The following is a 15658-nucleotide window of genomic DNA, read 5'->3' as shown; positions in this document are numbered from 1 at the left end:
TCTACGTCAAATGTCAAGAGTTTTTCTCGATAATATTCATATTGTTTTTGTCGTTGTTCAATTTCTTCAGGCAACAATCCTTTTGTGTCTGCAAGCAATACTTGGAACTTATCCAATACTTTCACTATTTTATTTTGAAGTGAAAGAGGTGGAAGAGGAATTTCAAATTTTTCCATATCGTCAGCATGAATTCTTATCATTTTTGTTCCAGTTGCTTTCCTCTCTTTTTGTTTTTGAAAAGCATTTGTTTGGAAATAGTATGCAATATATTTGGAATTTTGTTCCGTGCGATAACTATACATATCTCCTGAAAAACCAATTTCTTCATCTCCAAGCCAGACAACACTTTTCCCAACATCTTCCACATTCTCTGAAGTCGTAGCAATTAAAATATCATTTTTTTGAGCTTTTCTTAACTTAGAAAAAATTTCATTGCTAACATATGATAAAACCTCATCTGCTACAAAACCATACTTAGTATAAATCTGTCCATAATGTATTACCGGATTTCCTTCATCTAGAAAATCTTTTTTCTGTAGTCCATTCCCTCTGGTGAATTTACCTATTTCTCCAAGTGTAACTATATTTAATCTTCCATCTTCTTCCATTTCCTTAGTCACTTTAGTCAAATATTCTTCACTTAATAACTCATCTCTATAATAAGTATATTGTTTAGTACGTGACTGAAGTTCTGACTGAAGTTCTGTAACATAATTTGTGAATTTGTCAAGTATTTTTACTATTTTTTCTTGAATTTCTAGTGGGGGAACCGGGATTTCAAAGTTTTCTAAGTCACCTTTTCTTACTCCAGATAAAGTACTACCCTTCAAATTACTTTTCAACGTGTTTTGGAAAATATTACATCTAAGATAATACATCAAGTATTTGTTATTAATAATATTGTAATTTGGTTTTAAAACAAACGTTGATTCATTCACATCGAAATTGTTTGTTTCTATTTCTACTAATGCTATCTTCCCCACCGTTCCTACAGCTGAAAATAATAAATCCCCCTTCTCTAACTTGCTTCTTTTATTAATTATTTGTCTTGCTTCTTCTGTTATTTTCGCTGTTTTACCTTCTATAAACTCTATTTTTTCCGTTTGCGAATAATCCTTTGTTGTAATATACCACGAAGTAAGATTTCCGCTACTATCATTCAATATAAAATTTTTCCTTGGATTTAGTCCTGTATTTATACTCAATAAAACATCTTTCAACTTCTTCCACTCAACTTTTTCGTTCTTAAGTAATTCTAATATTTTCGTCATCTACTTTCCTCCTTTCTTTGCTATTTTTTCTATGTTTTTAATTTCTTCTAAGTAATCTTGTTCTACCGGTGTTATAGTATGTGATGAATACTTTTTAAATTCTTTTAGAACTTTTTCTTCCATTTGTTTTCGTGATATACTACCTGCATTTTCTAATACATCTTCACCTGTTGCTCGTAGAATATTATCGACATATTTTATCCAATCTGCCATTGTTATAGTTACTTCTCGTTCTGCTTGTCTTTCTGCAAAATCTAAATATCCAGATACAAGCTGATTTAAACCACGTAATTCTTTTTCGCTTAGATAGTTTTTAGCTGTTTTAGCTTCTGTTAATGTTGGTAATTCTCCTTTAAAGGTAGTTAGTCCCATAAATTCTTTGTCACCATCTACTCTATCAAATATTAATTCACTTGCCGTATGATGATGTATTGCATAATGCATTTTATTTTGTACAGTAGCAAAGAATTTCTTAGCTTCTTCACTATTTCCATCATAATCAATTGAAGTTGCAAATAAGTCTAATACTTGACGATAGAATATTTTCTCACTAGAACGAATATCACGAATACGTTCTAAAAGTTCTCTGAAATAATCATTACCAAACAAAGAAGTACCTTGTTTTAAGCGATCATCATCCATAGCAAAACCTTTTATCATATACTCTTTCAATACGTTTGTTGCCCAAATTCGAAAGGCAGTCGCTTTTTTAGAATTTATTCTATAACCTACCGAAATGATGGCATCAAGATTATAATATTTTAAATCTCTAACCTGTTCTTTTCCTTCTATAGCACCATGTTTTGTGGTGTGTGCAAAATTTGCACATACCACTTCTTTATCAAGTTCACCTTCTTCAAAAATGTTCTTTAAATGTCTTCCTACTCCTGTTCTATCTATTCCAAATAGTTCAGCAAGTGCATTTTGAGTCATCCATATAGTGTCTTCAGATACTCTTACATTAACACTGACATTTTCTTCATCTAAAGAATACATTAAAAAACTAATTTCATTATTCATCACTCTCTAGCTCCCTAACTATCTCATCTATAGATGCTCGCAATTCATCTATTTTTTTCACAGTTTCAGCAATTTCTTTATTTAATACTTTGATGTCAATTTTTTCTCTAGTATCTTCTTTTTCTACATATGTTGATACTGATAAATTATAGTCATTTTCCTCTATTTTACTATTATCTACATAACGTGAGAAATATTCAACATCTGCTCTTTCTCTAAACTCTTTAATAATATTTTCTATATTCGTTTCTTCTAATATATTATTATTTGTTTCTTTTTTGAATTCTTTAGATGCATCAATAAATAAAGTTTTGTTCTCTGTTTTATTTTTCGCTAATACTAATACACATGTAGCAATCGATGTACCAAAGAATAGATTATCAGGAAGTTGAATAACACAATCTACAAAGTTATTATCAACTAAATATTTTCTAATAGTTTTCTCAGCACCTTTTCTATAGAAAATACCTGGAAAACAAACTATAGCTGCTCGCCCTTTACTTGATAAATAGCTAAGTGAATGCATAATAAACGCATAGTCCGCATATGATTTAGGAGCAAGTTTACCAGCAGGTGCGAAACGTTCATCGTTAATTAATGTTGGATCTGCATCACCTATCCATTTAATAGAATAAGGTGGGTTTGATACTATAGCATCGAACGGTCTTTCTTCTCCATGATAAGGATTTAATAATGTATCTCCACGTTTAATAGAAAAATCATTATAGTTCACATTGTGTAAGAACATATTCATTCTAGCTAAGTTGTAGTTAGTCATATTTATTTCTTGACCATAATAACCTTCTTCTATCTCTACACCCTCAAACTTTCTCATTTGTAGTAGTAACGAACCACTCCCACAAGTGGGGTCATAAACTTTATTAATTTTATCTTTCCCATCTACTACTATTTTAGCTAGCAGTCTTGACACTGTTTGAGGAGTGAAGAATTCTCCTCCAGATTTACCTGCATTAGATGCATAATTAGAAATTAAATATTCATAGGCATCTCCGAAAGCATCAATGTGATTGTCTTCAAAATTTCCAAAATTAAGTTCACTAATACCTACTAAAATACTAGTTAATTTCATATTTTTTTCTGGTACAGATTCTCCTAAACGATCACTAGTTAAATCTACATCTCTAAATAGTCCTTTGAAATCTTCTTCTGATCCACTTCCAATAGCACTTGCTTCTATTTCTTTAAAAATTGTATCCAGTTTAACATTTAGGTTATCTTCTTTGGCAGCATTCTTTACAATATTTTCAAAAAGCTGACTTGGTAGAATAAAAAATCCTTTTTCTTCAACAGTTCCTGTTTTAAAATATTTTAATGCTTCATCATCACTTATATCAGCATAATTAAAATCTACATCCCCTGCTTCACGCTCAGCTTTATTAAAATAATCTCTCATATTTTCTGAGATGAATCTATAGAATAGTATACCTAATATATACTGTTTGAAATCCCAACCATCTACTGCTCCTCGCACATCATCAGCAATCGCCCAGATTTTTCTATGTAATTCTGCACGTTGAATTGTTTCATAATTTTCTTTAACACTATTTCCCATTTTCATCTCCTAAATTCTTATATTATCCTTACCATTATAACACATAAAGTGTACATAAAAAAAGACACATAGGGGTGCATATGTGTTTAAATCTATAATATCTTCACTTTTAAAAATATTTATAAAAAAAAGAATTACAAGTTTAAAACCCATAATTCCTGATATCGATAGTGTCTATTGGTCACGAAAGATTTAATCTTCAATATATATTCCACAATAAATATTCAACAAAATGATACTCTCTTTTCTACAAAGCTATTCTATTTTCATTATTAACACATTTAGTTCATTATCACCTTGATAATTTTCTATCAGATTAAATCCAAAATCTTGATAGAATTTTAGAATCTTTTCATTATCTTCACATTCTATCCATACATATTTTACATTTACAACCTTAACAATATCCACTAACATTTGATATGCTATTGTCAATAACTTATTTCCTGTTACTTCCTGCTTTATACTATCATCTAAATTATAATTTTTCCCAAGCTGTCCAATTAGATAACTATTAATCTCTATAAAATTTTCTTCTCTTCTTCCATACTTCAATAATTTTTTCTTTTGATTATTCGATAATTTTTCAAAATTCTTTTTGGTCATCTTTAAAGGTCTATTTGCAAAAGAAAAATAACCAACAAGCACTGGTTTTTCTAATTCTACAAATACTAAGTGAGTAGTTGCCCAAGCCATGTTTTCAAAATTAATCGCTTTATCATGTAAAAAGCATTCCACATCATTTATCTCATTCGTTTCATGATTGGATATGCTTTTAAAAGTATTTAAAATTTCTTTAACATCATCTACTGAATATGTGTTTAGTAAATTTCTTAACGCTACTACTGTAAATTCCATTAAATATCCTTTCTAGTAGCTGGTTTTTTAAAAAGATTAACTATATCTTGATCGTCTTTAACTACTCTTGTTTTAGGAATTTCTTCCATTTTTGGTTTTCTCGTGTTTCCTAAAGCATTCAAAAGACTGTCAGTAGATTTTCTATTGAATTTTAGAGTAGTACTAAAACTTTTGGTTGCCATAAGAAGACACCTCCTCTTTTTATATATAGTATACTTATATACTATCATATATTTTTAATGAAAACAATATATTTCATTAATTACATACTATTATTCTTTCAAATTTATTCACCACCTTATTATCATAAAAAAAGCATATAGAATGTTAGACACTCTATATGCTTAAGGATGATTTGCTAAAATTAGTTGTTAGCTTTTAAGAAATCAACAGTTTTTTGGATTACTAACTCACCACGTAAGTCTTCAACACTAATACGTTGTTTGATTCCTTCTTCAGTCATGTTGTACATAGTAGCAAGTTCTTTAACTTCTGCATCGATGTCAGCTTCTGTTACTTCAACTTTTTCTACTTCAGCGATTTCACCTAGTACAAATGAAGTTTTGATTTTGTTTTCAGCGTCTGATTTCATTTCTGCTTTAAGATCAGCTTCACCTTTTCCAGTGAATTGCTCATATAAGTCGAATGATAATCCTTGACGAGATAAGTTTCCAGTGAATTGTTCGAACATAGAGTTAACTTCTTGTTCTACTAATTTTTCTGGTACAGAAACTTTTGCGTTTTCTACAGCTGTAGAAATTACTTTATCAGAGTAAGATTTTTCTGCTAAGTTTTCTTTTTCTAATTTGATTTCTTCTTTTAATTTTTCTTTGTATTCAGCTACAGTTGAAGCTGCTTCTTTAGTAAATTCTTTAACGAATTCGTCAGTTAATTCTGGTAAAACTTTTTCTTTTACATCGTGAACTGTAACTTCGAATTTAGCTGCTTTACCTGCAAGGTCAGCTACTTGGTAGTTTTCTGGGAATGTTACGTTAACTTCTGTGTCAACTGGTGCAACTTTTCCTTCTAATTGTTCTTCGAATCCAGGGATGAATGAACCTGAACCTAATTCTAATTCGTAACCTTTAGCTTCTCCACCTTCAAAAGCTTCGTCTCCGATGAATCCTTTAAAGTCGATAACTACGATATCACCTTTTTTAGATTCTCCTTCTTTGATTTGCCATTCAGCTTGACGGCTTAATAAGCTATCTAATCTTTCTTCTACATCAGCATCTGTAACTTCTACTGATTCTTTTTCTAATCCAAGGTTTTTGTATTCACCTAATTCAACGTTTGGTTTAACAGTAACAACTGCTTCGAATTTAACACCTTCTTCTTTGCTGATTTCTTTAACATCGATATCAGGCATAGCTAATGGTGAAACTTCTAATTCATCGATAGCTTTTGTATAAGCTGCTGGTAATACGAAATCTACTGCATCTTGGAATAATGCTTCTTCACCGTACATTTTGTTGAATACGGCTCTTGGTAATTTACCTTTTCTGAATCCAGGTGCGTTAACACGTTTAACTGCACGTTTGAATGCTTGATCTAATCCTTTCGCAAATTCTTCTTTTGTTGCTGAAAAAGCGATAACTACTTTTCCATCTTCTTTATTTAAAATTTGTGACATTTATTTTTCCTCCAAAAATACTTTTAAGTATCATCAAAAATGTTAGTATAAAAATACTAAAAACTCTTGATTAATTATATAGTAAATAGCGTAAAAAGTCAATCGTTACATACTCAAATTATTGTTTTTAAGAGTAAGTTAAATAGTTTCAAAAAATTATTTAACCCACTCTCATTTAATAATAAATTTCAAAAAAATTGTAATACTTCTATACTTTTTATCTACCGATTAGTTGTTTACTAAATTCTTTTATTAATTTATCATTTTCTCTGTAATTAGGATAGTATTTCCCTAACAATGTATAAAATCTCGGTGTGTGATTTGTTTCTAACAAGTGAGTAAGTTCGTGAACAATAGTATGTTCCAAACACTCAACTGGATATTTTACAAGTTCGTAGTTTATCCAGATTCTTTTCGCTTCGATATTACATGTTCCCCAACGTGTTTTCATCTTTTTAATTCTAAGCTGTTCAGCATGAACATTCATAAGCTTTTCATACTTACTAAGAAACTCCAAGCATTTATTATAAACAACCTTTCTAAGTTCCCTAGTTACCATTTGTTCTCTATCTTGATGTTTATCTTTAACACTTAGATATAACTTATCATTAGAAAGAGTTACCTTATTTTTGTCTCCCAGTCTAACTTCTAAAGTTAATTCTTTCCCGAAAACATAATGTTTTTCACCTGTTGCATAGTTTTTAACAGTATGACCATTCTTCAAGATATTAGTTCTTCTAAGTTTTATCTCATCTATATTTTCTTGAACAAGTTTTTTTATGATATAGTTAGGTGTTCTTGGAGGGGCACTCACTACTACATCAGCATTTTTTTCAACTTTTAAATAGATGTTTTTCATTTTTCTTCTGTATTTAATAGTGACGATTAAATCACCTACAGTTATTACTTTTTGCATACTACCCCTCCTCTATATTTTATTATTTCAACTCACTACCTACTAATGCAGTACCAACTCTTATATGAGTTGCTCCTTCTTCAATTGCAATTTTATAGTCGTTACTCATTCCCATCGATAAGAATTCACATGGTGCATATGCTAAATTCAATCCTTTTACTTCATCACGTAACTGTCTTAATTTTCTAAAGCAATTACGTAGTATTTCTTCATCTTCAACAAAAGGTGCCATAGTCATAAGTCCAACAACTTTAATTTTTGAATATTGTTCCAATGATTTAATAAAGTAAATGGCTTCTTCTGAAGTTAAACCATGTTTACTCTCCTCTCCAGAAACATTCACCTGTACAAAACATTTAATTTCTTTTTCTGCACGTTTTTCGATTTCTTTAGCTAAACTATCTCTATCCAATGCGTGGAAATAATCAACCTCATTAATTACATCACGTACTTTTCGTGTTTGTAAACTTCCGATTAAATGCCAAGTCTTATCAGAATATTTACTCTTTCTTTCAACATAGTTTTGTGGACGATTCTCAGCAAAATCTGCAATTCCAGCTTCTATCGCCTCTTCAACTCTAGTATCAGTAACATATTTAGTTACCGCTATTAACTTCACTTCATCAGCATTTCTTCCTACTTGTTTACAAGTTTCCACTATTTCTCTTGTTATTGTTTCAAAATTCTCTCTAACGTTCATTTTCTCTCCTACTTATTTTCTTTAAAATCTTTCTAATTTTATTATAACATGATGCTTATTATTTTGTTATTAATTAAATAAAAAAAAAGACACCTATAAAAATAGATGTCATAACAAGTAGTCGGACGGATTCGCACCGCCATTTCTCTTTTCAGAGCGTATTCCTTCTTCAAACCACTGCCCTACTTGTTACTCTCATTATATCAAATTTTTTTCTTTTTTTAAATTATTTTTATAGCATTCTATATTTTTTCTATTAAAATATGGAAAGTAACAAGAAAACTTTATTACTTTCCATTATTTTTTATTATTTTCCAGGTACTAGTTCCAATACTTTATCCTTAGGAATATTTCCTATAGATTCACTCGTATATTCTCCTTTTATCCATTTTTCAATTTGATCATCATAATTATCACTTAAGAAGTGTCCACTTTGTCCAGGTCCAACAATATGATGTCCTGTTTTAGTCTCAAAGTCATAAACAAATCTCCATGATGCACCATGGTTAACTAATCCCTCATCGTTTTGTCTAGCTGCTTGAACTGTAACTTTAGAACCTGAAATAGGATATTCTTTCGGATTTAAGAAATATGCTAACAATGCAGATGATTTAGATAATGGATGTCTGAATCCTAATGTATGAGCTATGCCCCACTTCCATTTAGATACGTCATTCCCATATTTACCTTCTAATTCAGTTATAGTTTCATTTAAACTGTTTGTTAATACTTCTTGTAGTCCATTTTTCTCCTCAATAAGATTTACTTTTTTACCGTTTAAACTATCTCTAAGATTTACTTTTTTACCGTTTAAACTATCTCTAAGTACCTTATCTACATAACTCTCTTTATGAGGCATAAATTTGTAAACATCTGCATCCATCTTGTCTTTTAGTATATAAGATTGGATTTTTTTCATCCACAGATCAAAAATTAAAGGAGCTGCCTCATCTTTCTCGTCTACATTATTCCATGATTTTAGTTTATCAACTACTTCTTTTTTAGAAATTTTATCAACATTTATATTTTTTAAGAAGTTTGGTAAAAATTCTTGTGCATATAGATTTTTTGTATCCATTTGAAGTTTCTTCATATCATCAACTGTTAAATTATTTTTCTTTGATAATACTTCATCTATACGAGCTTTTCTATATGGCTGTGCCCAAACGTTTGATGTGTGATAATCAGTTTTCACAGTTTCAGTATTCGCTGTCGCAATAAAACCTTCTTCTGGATTAACAAGTTTCGGTAATTTATCATATGAAACATAACCACTCCATCCATAATCACTACTATAACCGGGTACAGGAAGATTACCATCTCCCTTTTTCCTAATAGGTACATTACCATTTGATTTATAAGCTATATTTCCTTCATTATCGGCAAAAACAAAGTTTTGAGCTGGTGCTTTGAATTTTTCCAATGATTTTTCAAATTCTTGCCAATTTTTCGCTTTATCTATATTTAAAATAGCTTCCAGTTCTTGCGTCGATTCAAGCGCTGTCCACTGCATTGAAAAACTCGTATCTTTATTTCCTAATGGTTTCAGTAGTTGATCAATTATTGGTCCATGCTTCGTATTAACAACCTCAAAATCGACAGCATCTTTTCCTTTTACTTTTATTGAATACCTATCAACTTTAGCATCATAATATTCATTATCATATTTAAATTTATATGGATTATTCTCTTGTCGTTTTTCAATATAAAGGTCTTGAACATCTGGTCCAAAATTCGTAACTCCCCATGCTATGTGTTCATTATGACCAAGAATTATACCAGGTACTCCTGGAAAAATGACACCTGAAACTTTATTATTTGGTGTTGAAAGTGACATCTGATACCAAACTGATGGAGTACCTAGCCCTAAATGAGGATCGTCTGCCAATAACGGCTTACCAGATTTAGTCTTCTTACCAGAAACAACCCAGTTATTGCTACCATTTTCCATCGGTGGTCGCTCAGTCTTAGCTGTATTCTTATCTATACTAACATCTATACCTTGATTCGCTTTTATAATTTCTTCATTATCTTTATTTTTTGAAAAACTATCAGGAAGTAACTGTTTTAGATTTTCTTCACCTAAATTATTTAAAATCCAATTATTAAATCCTAAGTGATCCCAGTGCCCACCTAAATCATAAGCCATGTATTTTCCGACTGTTAAAGAATCAATAGGAGTCCAATTTTCAGGAGAATATCCTAATAAAGAAAACTCATAAGGTAATTTATTATCTCTTTTTGCTTCTTCAATAAATGAATTTACTCCTTGAGCATAATTTTCCAATATTTTTTTAGCTTCTTCTGAATAATCCTTGTAAGATTCTTCTGCTGCTTTCCTTAAAGAAAAAACTAGAAATTTCTTATCATTTTCTAACGCTGCTTCACCAACTACTTCAGAAAGTCTACCACTCGCTTGTCTTCTCGCTAAATCCATCTGAAATAATCTATCTTGAGCATGAATATAACCCTGAGCTTTATATAAATCACTATCATTTTCGGCTTCAATCGTTGGAATTCCATTTTTATCTCGCGATATTTTTACGCTATTGTCTAAAATCTTTAATTCTGTCTTCCCTTCTACTGTTGGTAAAGATTTATGAACAAAATAATATCCATAACCTCCTACCAACAATAGCAAGGTTACTAACACTATTGCTAATCCTTTTAAAATCTTAATAACTTTATTTTTCATAAGTCCTCCTAAAAAATAAATTATACTAAGAATTATATTAGTTTTATCCATTTTTTGCAAACTAATATTTCCTAAAAAAACTCTAAATAAGCATAGTATTTTTTTCACTTTTATTTAATATTTATTATTTGATAGATACTGTCTATCTCTAAAGAATACTAACAGTATAGATTAAATATATTTTACTTTACTATTCTCCTAATAATGACTTACCTTCTCAGATTTCTTGATATCTCTTAATATTTTATTATCATCTTACTTCAACATACTTATATTTTTATAAAAATTTCACAAAAAAAATTTCCGAAGAAACTGAATTCCTCGGAAATTATGCTTCACGCTTATATTTTTCTGAATTTCTTATTAATATTATTCTTATTCCTAAGAAAAAGTATATTAAACAACTAATAAATAATATACCTAAACTAAAGATTAATAGTAATATACTGTACACTAGAAAAAGAAATGCCACTATATTGTGATTTATTCCCTTTTTTAAAATCACAAAAAGCATTAGTAAAAATAACACTACTAAAAGTGCAAAGTATAACCATGCAAGTTGTCCCATAATTTGAAAGATAAAATGCATATCTTTTGTAGAGACATTAGCACTATCTTGAGTAAGGCGCGTCTGTTCACGAATCTGATCAACAATTTTAGTTCTTAAATACTCATTTCCTACATACTCTCGAAACAGATTGATCATACTTCCAACAAACCCGATGTATACTACATAAACTACACTAGAGATAAGTAATAATATTTTCTCTAATTTGTCAAAATGCATTAATTTTCACCTTTATCCTTACACTTAGCGCAAGTACCATAAAATGATAGAGAGTTGTCCTGAACTTCAAATGAGTATTCTTTTCTCATATATTCAATAAGTTTGTTAAATATAGGATTTGATACTTTCTCTATATTATTACAGTTAGTACAAATTAAATGATGGTGTAGTTCATCATCAACAGATTGTCTTAAATGATATTTAGAAACACCATTGCTGAAAGATATTTTTTCTAAGATTTTTAATTCATAGAAAATATCTAAAGTTCTATAAACTGTAGCAATACCGATATCTGGTGTTTTCTCTTTTAAAATAAAGTATAATTCTTCAGCACTAAGGTGCTGTTCATCATTTTCTACTAAAATCTCAACAATTTTTTCCCTTTGAGGTGTTAGTTTATATGGTGATTGTTGAATTATTTTAATTATCTCATCATAAATAGTCATATATTATTTTGCGCCTTTCCTATTTTTTAAGTAAGATAATGCAAGCATAGTCTTACTATCAGTTATAACATTATCATCTAAAAGTTTGAATGCTTCTTCAATTTTATATTTTCGTAAATTAATGAATTCATCATCATCTGGATTCTGTTCTCCAGCATATTCTAAATTATCAACATAATATATAGTAATCAATTCTGAACTATAACCAAGAGCTACATGCACATCACATAGCATTTCTAGTTTCTCTTCTTCAACCACATATCCTGTTTCTTCTTGTAGTTCACGAATAGCGGCTAATTTCTTATTATCTTCTCCAGGCTCTAATTTACCTGCAGGAATTTCTAAAGTTACAGCTTCGATAGCTTTTCTATATTGCTCAACAAGAATTACCTCATCCTCTTTGGTAAGTGCTAATATCGCCACTGCTCCTCTATGATTTATCAGTTCACGTGTTGAAGTTTCTCCGTTTGGTAAAGTTACTGTATGTACTTCTACATCAAGAACTTTACCTTCAAATATTTTCTCTACTTCAATAGTTTTTTCTTCTAAATCTATTTTCATAATTTCCTCCATCTCTTTACAAAGTATATTCTTCTAGATCATGTGCAATCTTCACACTACATTTATCGCATAATGACTCTACAACATCTTTTTCAATATTTCTATCATATCTTGCACTAATATGTGTTAAAAATAAATTTTCAACCTTACTATTTTCTATCATCTTCTCAACATCTAAAATACTCAAATGATAATTTTTTCTCGCATGGTGCGCATCTTCTTTTAATAAGTAGGTGCACTCTGTAATAATGATATTACTATTTTTAACAAATTCATCCAATCCTTCAAAGTATCTTGTATCTGGTATAATTGAGATTTCTTTTCCAGGTTTATCTTCAGATAAAAATTCACTCGAATTATAGACCTTTCCATTATATTCGAAAGTATCTGATTCCTTTATTTCTCTATAAAACGGCCCTGGCATAATTCCTAACTCTCTTAACTTATCTACATCTAAGCTCCCTTTTTGTTTTTTAAATATAATTTTATATCCAAAACATTCAACATTATGAGCTAATGGATAGCTAAAAACAGTAACAGTTTTATTATCTATTATACACTGTTCACTAGAAATTTCAATATATTCCACGCTATAAGAAAGTGAACAATGTGTGAACATCATGTTCTTTTCGATAAAATCTTTAATCCCTACTGGACCATAAATTGTAACCTTTGAAGCATTCGTATCTAAAAGAAAACTTCTAGAAGATAAAAAACCAATTAACCCTAATACATGATCAGCATGAAGATGGCTAATAAAAATTTTAGTTATTTTGGTTGGCTTAATATTTGTTTTCAAAATCTGATGTTGAGTCGCCTCTCCACAATCAAACATCCAACACTCTTTTAGTTCTTGCATAAAGTTAAATACAAAACTCTGTGTATTTCTAAATTTTGCTGGAAGCCCAGCTCCTGTTCCTAAAAATTGTACTTCCATCGTATTCCTCTACTTTAAAATTAATAATGGTGGCCTAAAAAGATATTCCATTTAAGCCACCTTATGTAAGTTATAGTTTTACTACAAAAACCTGCGCATCTTGTAAGCAAGTTATTACATGCTCTACCCCTGCTGGAATTTCTAATAGTTCAAATTCATTTACAGTCTCAACCTCTTCTTCAAAAGAAACTGTAATCTTTCCGCTAATATTTAATAATAAAATATTTTTATCATTGCTATATGAGTCTGTTTGATTCCCTACTTTTAGATTCATATGTACCACTTGATATTTATCATTTTCTAATACAATACCACCTAATAGTGCATTTTTATCTAATTTTACTTTTTTCATAATCTTATCTTCCTTTACGTTTATATAGCCCGTCTTCTTCAATCATAATTAATTTATTCTTGAACAATCTTCCTACGGCACGTTTGAAACTTCCCTTACTCATTCCAAACACTGCTTTAATTTCTTCTGGATCTGATTTATCTGTAAACTCACAATATCCGTTGTTTTCAATGTAATCCATGATAGCTTGACCATCAGCATCCATTCTTTCGTGAGCTCGAGGTAAGAATGAACCATTAATTTCTCCGTTATCTTTGACACCAATAACACGCAGAGTAACTTTTTCTCCTAAACGTGGTTCTTTTTCACGTTCACTTTCATGAACAAAAACTTTGTAACCATCTTTTGTTAATAGAAATGTCCCAACGCGCATTAAACGGTATGGATAAGCTTCAATATCTTTATTTTTCATATTTCTAGTTGCTTTTGAATAAAGTGATGCTACGATAGTCTCTGTCGCTAAACGCGCAAATAATTGTCCACTAAAATCACGACGTAATGTAATAAATAGTTCGTCACCTTCTTTAGGCCAAACGCTTCGTAATTTCGGTAAATCTTCACCTAAAAGTGGAATTTCACGAGAAAATCCAATATCAAGACCTACTCTATCTTCTTCAACTTTTACTACTTTACTAAACGAGTAATCTCCAACCGTAACTTCTGGAATATTCGGTGTTGCGAATAATTTCCCACTACGTGAAGGGTATACGAACATTGAATACTCTTCTCCAATTTCGTAATCATCTAAACTTTCTACGTCAGATTCGTTACAGCTAATTTCTTCTTCATTCGGTCCTTTAAAAACTAATGATGAACTTTTCTTTTCTACTAACTCTAAAAAATGGATTTCTCCAGTAATAAATTTTATATCTTCTCTTTCCATCAAGTACCTCTTTCTTTTATTTATTGTATAACTTTTTACAGAATTATCACTAAATTTCATCCCATAAAAAAAGGTTGATACCTAATATCAACCTTTAAATTAATCGGAAAAAGTAGTATCAGGGCGTACTTACTTAACCATATTTTTTATTTGTTTTAATTGATTTACTCTTATTTCCTTTGGAAGGAATCTTCTTATTTCATCTTCATTATACCCAACTTGTAATCTCTTATCATCGACAATGATAGGTCTTCTAAGCATTCCTGGATTATCTTGAATAACTTTATATAATTCTTGAATTGACATACTTTCAATATCCAAATTCAATTTTTGGAAAGTTTTTGATCTGAATGAGATTATATCTTCTGTTCCGTGCTCCGTGATAGACAAAATGTCTTTAATCTCATTTGTTGTCAGAGCTTCTGAAAAAATATTTCTTTCCACAAAGTCTATTCCATTTTCAATAAGCCAAGCTTTCGCTTTTCTACAAGAAGTACAACTTGGCGATGTAAACAACGTAACTACCACCAGCACTCACACTCCTTTATAAAAATAACATTAATATTTTTATAATTCTATATACTCCTATAATTATACTACATATATTATATTTTTACAATATACTATTGAAAAAATATTTTAATTTGTCAACTAAAAACACTTGTTTTACATTGTTTTACGTTCGACTATCCTTGTAGACACAACGTTAATGTGTAACCCTTACATTTTTATATTTGATTAGTTAAAATAAATTATATAATAATACACTCCAATACTACTTTACATAGTCTTACTATCTTATTATAAACTTTGTAATTAAAATTTAAATTAAATATTATCGATAATTTCTCAAGTTTTTATAAACATAGCTAAATTGACAATGACTTTTATGTATGATATCATATACATATGCCAGCATGGCGGAATTGGCAGACGCACTGGACTCAAAATCCAGTGTCCGCAAGGACGTGCCGGTTCGACCCCGGCTGCTGGTATAGATTGAAAGACAAGGTTTTCGGACCTTGT

Annotated in this window: 16 protein-coding genes and 1 tRNA gene; 1 reads left to right on the top strand and 16 read right to left on the bottom strand. The window is 30.0% G+C overall.

What is annotated here, in order from left to right; translation table 11 throughout:
• The 16 genes from O3801_RS06090 to spxA all read right to left on the bottom strand — a co-directional run.
• On the bottom strand, nt 1-1271 hold a 1271-nt coding region (locus tag O3801_RS06090), incomplete at its 3' end, for a restriction endonuclease subunit S (protein ID WP_371454400.1).
• The gene (locus O3801_RS06085) at nt 1272-2291 is read right to left on the bottom strand and encodes a virulence RhuM family protein (RefSeq protein ID WP_371454399.1); all 1020 of its coding nucleotides are present in this window, start codon (nt 2289-2291) and stop codon (nt 1272-1274) included.
• The gene (locus O3801_RS06080) at nt 2284-3864 is read right to left on the bottom strand and encodes a type I restriction-modification system subunit M (protein WP_371454398.1); all 1581 of its coding nucleotides are present in this window, start codon (nt 3862-3864) and stop codon (nt 2284-2286) included. The genes O3801_RS06085 and O3801_RS06080 overlap by 8 nt, the downstream gene beginning before the upstream one ends.
• 255 nt (nt 3865-4119) lie before the next feature.
• On the bottom strand, nt 4120-4722 hold the full coding sequence (locus tag O3801_RS06075) for a GNAT family acetyltransferase (protein ID WP_371454397.1): 603 nt from the start codon (nt 4720-4722) through the stop codon (nt 4120-4122).
• Nucleotides 4722-4904 (bottom strand): hypothetical protein, encoded by a 183-nt coding sequence (locus O3801_RS06070; protein ID WP_371454396.1) that lies wholly within the window; start codon nt 4902-4904, stop codon nt 4722-4724. The genes O3801_RS06075 and O3801_RS06070 overlap by 1 nt, the downstream gene beginning before the upstream one ends.
• Nucleotides 4905-5086: 182 nt before the next feature.
• Nucleotides 5087-6355, bottom strand: coding sequence for a trigger factor (gene tig, locus O3801_RS06065; protein WP_004263426.1), 1269 nt, complete (start codon nt 6353-6355; stop codon nt 5087-5089).
• 217 nt (nt 6356-6572) lie between these two features.
• On the bottom strand, nt 6573-7271 hold the full coding sequence (locus O3801_RS06060; protein ID WP_371454395.1) for a M48 family metallopeptidase: 699 nt from the start codon (nt 7269-7271) through the stop codon (nt 6573-6575).
• A 22-nt stretch (nt 7272-7293) separates the two neighbouring features.
• Nucleotides 7294-7971, bottom strand: a complete 678-nt coding sequence (locus tag O3801_RS06055; RefSeq protein ID WP_371454394.1) for a YggS family pyridoxal phosphate-dependent enzyme — start codon at nt 7969-7971, stop codon at nt 7294-7296.
• A gap of 307 nt (nt 7972-8278) precedes the next feature.
• Complete coding sequence (locus tag O3801_RS06050; RefSeq protein ID WP_371454393.1) at nt 8279-10666, bottom strand: penicillin acylase family protein; 2388 nt, start codon at nt 10664-10666, stop codon at nt 8279-8281.
• 328 nt (nt 10667-10994) lie between these two features.
• Nucleotides 10995-11453: a hypothetical protein gene (locus O3801_RS06045; protein WP_371454392.1), complete on the bottom strand. Its 459-nt coding sequence runs from the start codon at nt 11451-11453 to the stop codon at nt 10995-10997.
• The gene (locus O3801_RS06040; RefSeq protein ID WP_274459894.1) at nt 11453-11899 is read right to left on the bottom strand and encodes a Fur family transcriptional regulator; all 447 of its coding nucleotides are present in this window, start codon (nt 11897-11899) and stop codon (nt 11453-11455) included. The genes O3801_RS06045 and O3801_RS06040 overlap by 1 nt, the downstream gene beginning before the upstream one ends.
• 3 nt (nt 11900-11902) lie before the next feature.
• A complete protein-coding gene (locus tag O3801_RS06035) occupies nt 11903-12454 on the bottom strand; it encodes an NUDIX hydrolase (RefSeq protein WP_371454402.1) in 552 nt (183 codons plus the stop codon).
• 22 nt (nt 12455-12476) lie between these two features.
• A complete protein-coding gene (gene rnz, locus O3801_RS06030) occupies nt 12477-13397 on the bottom strand; it encodes a ribonuclease Z (RefSeq protein WP_371454391.1) in 921 nt (306 codons plus the stop codon).
• A 70-nt stretch (nt 13398-13467) separates the two neighbouring features.
• Complete coding sequence (locus tag O3801_RS06025; protein WP_314161071.1) at nt 13468-13749, bottom strand: hypothetical protein; 282 nt, start codon at nt 13747-13749, stop codon at nt 13468-13470.
• 4 nt (nt 13750-13753) lie between these two features.
• Entirely contained in the window at nt 13754-14632 is an 879-nt protein-coding gene (locus O3801_RS06020; protein ID WP_060913474.1) for a CvfB family protein, read from the bottom strand.
• 129 nt (nt 14633-14761) lie between these two features.
• Nucleotides 14762-15160: a transcriptional regulator SpxA gene (gene spxA, locus O3801_RS06015; RefSeq protein WP_004263567.1), complete on the bottom strand. Its 399-nt coding sequence runs from the start codon at nt 15158-15160 to the stop codon at nt 14762-14764.
• A 383-nt stretch (nt 15161-15543) separates the two neighbouring features.
• Between spxA and O3801_RS06010 the strand changes: the two genes are divergently transcribed.
• Nucleotides 15544-15627 (top strand) — tRNA-Leu (locus tag O3801_RS06010).
• Nucleotides 15628-15658: the final 31 nt, after the last annotated feature.

It is taken from the genome of Gemella sp. 27098_8_149 (genome assembly GCF_041433745.1).
In the GTDB taxonomy this organism is placed as follows: domain Bacteria; phylum Bacillota; class Bacilli; order Staphylococcales; family Gemellaceae; genus Gemella.
This window is presented reverse-complemented; position numbering and strand designations above follow the sequence as displayed.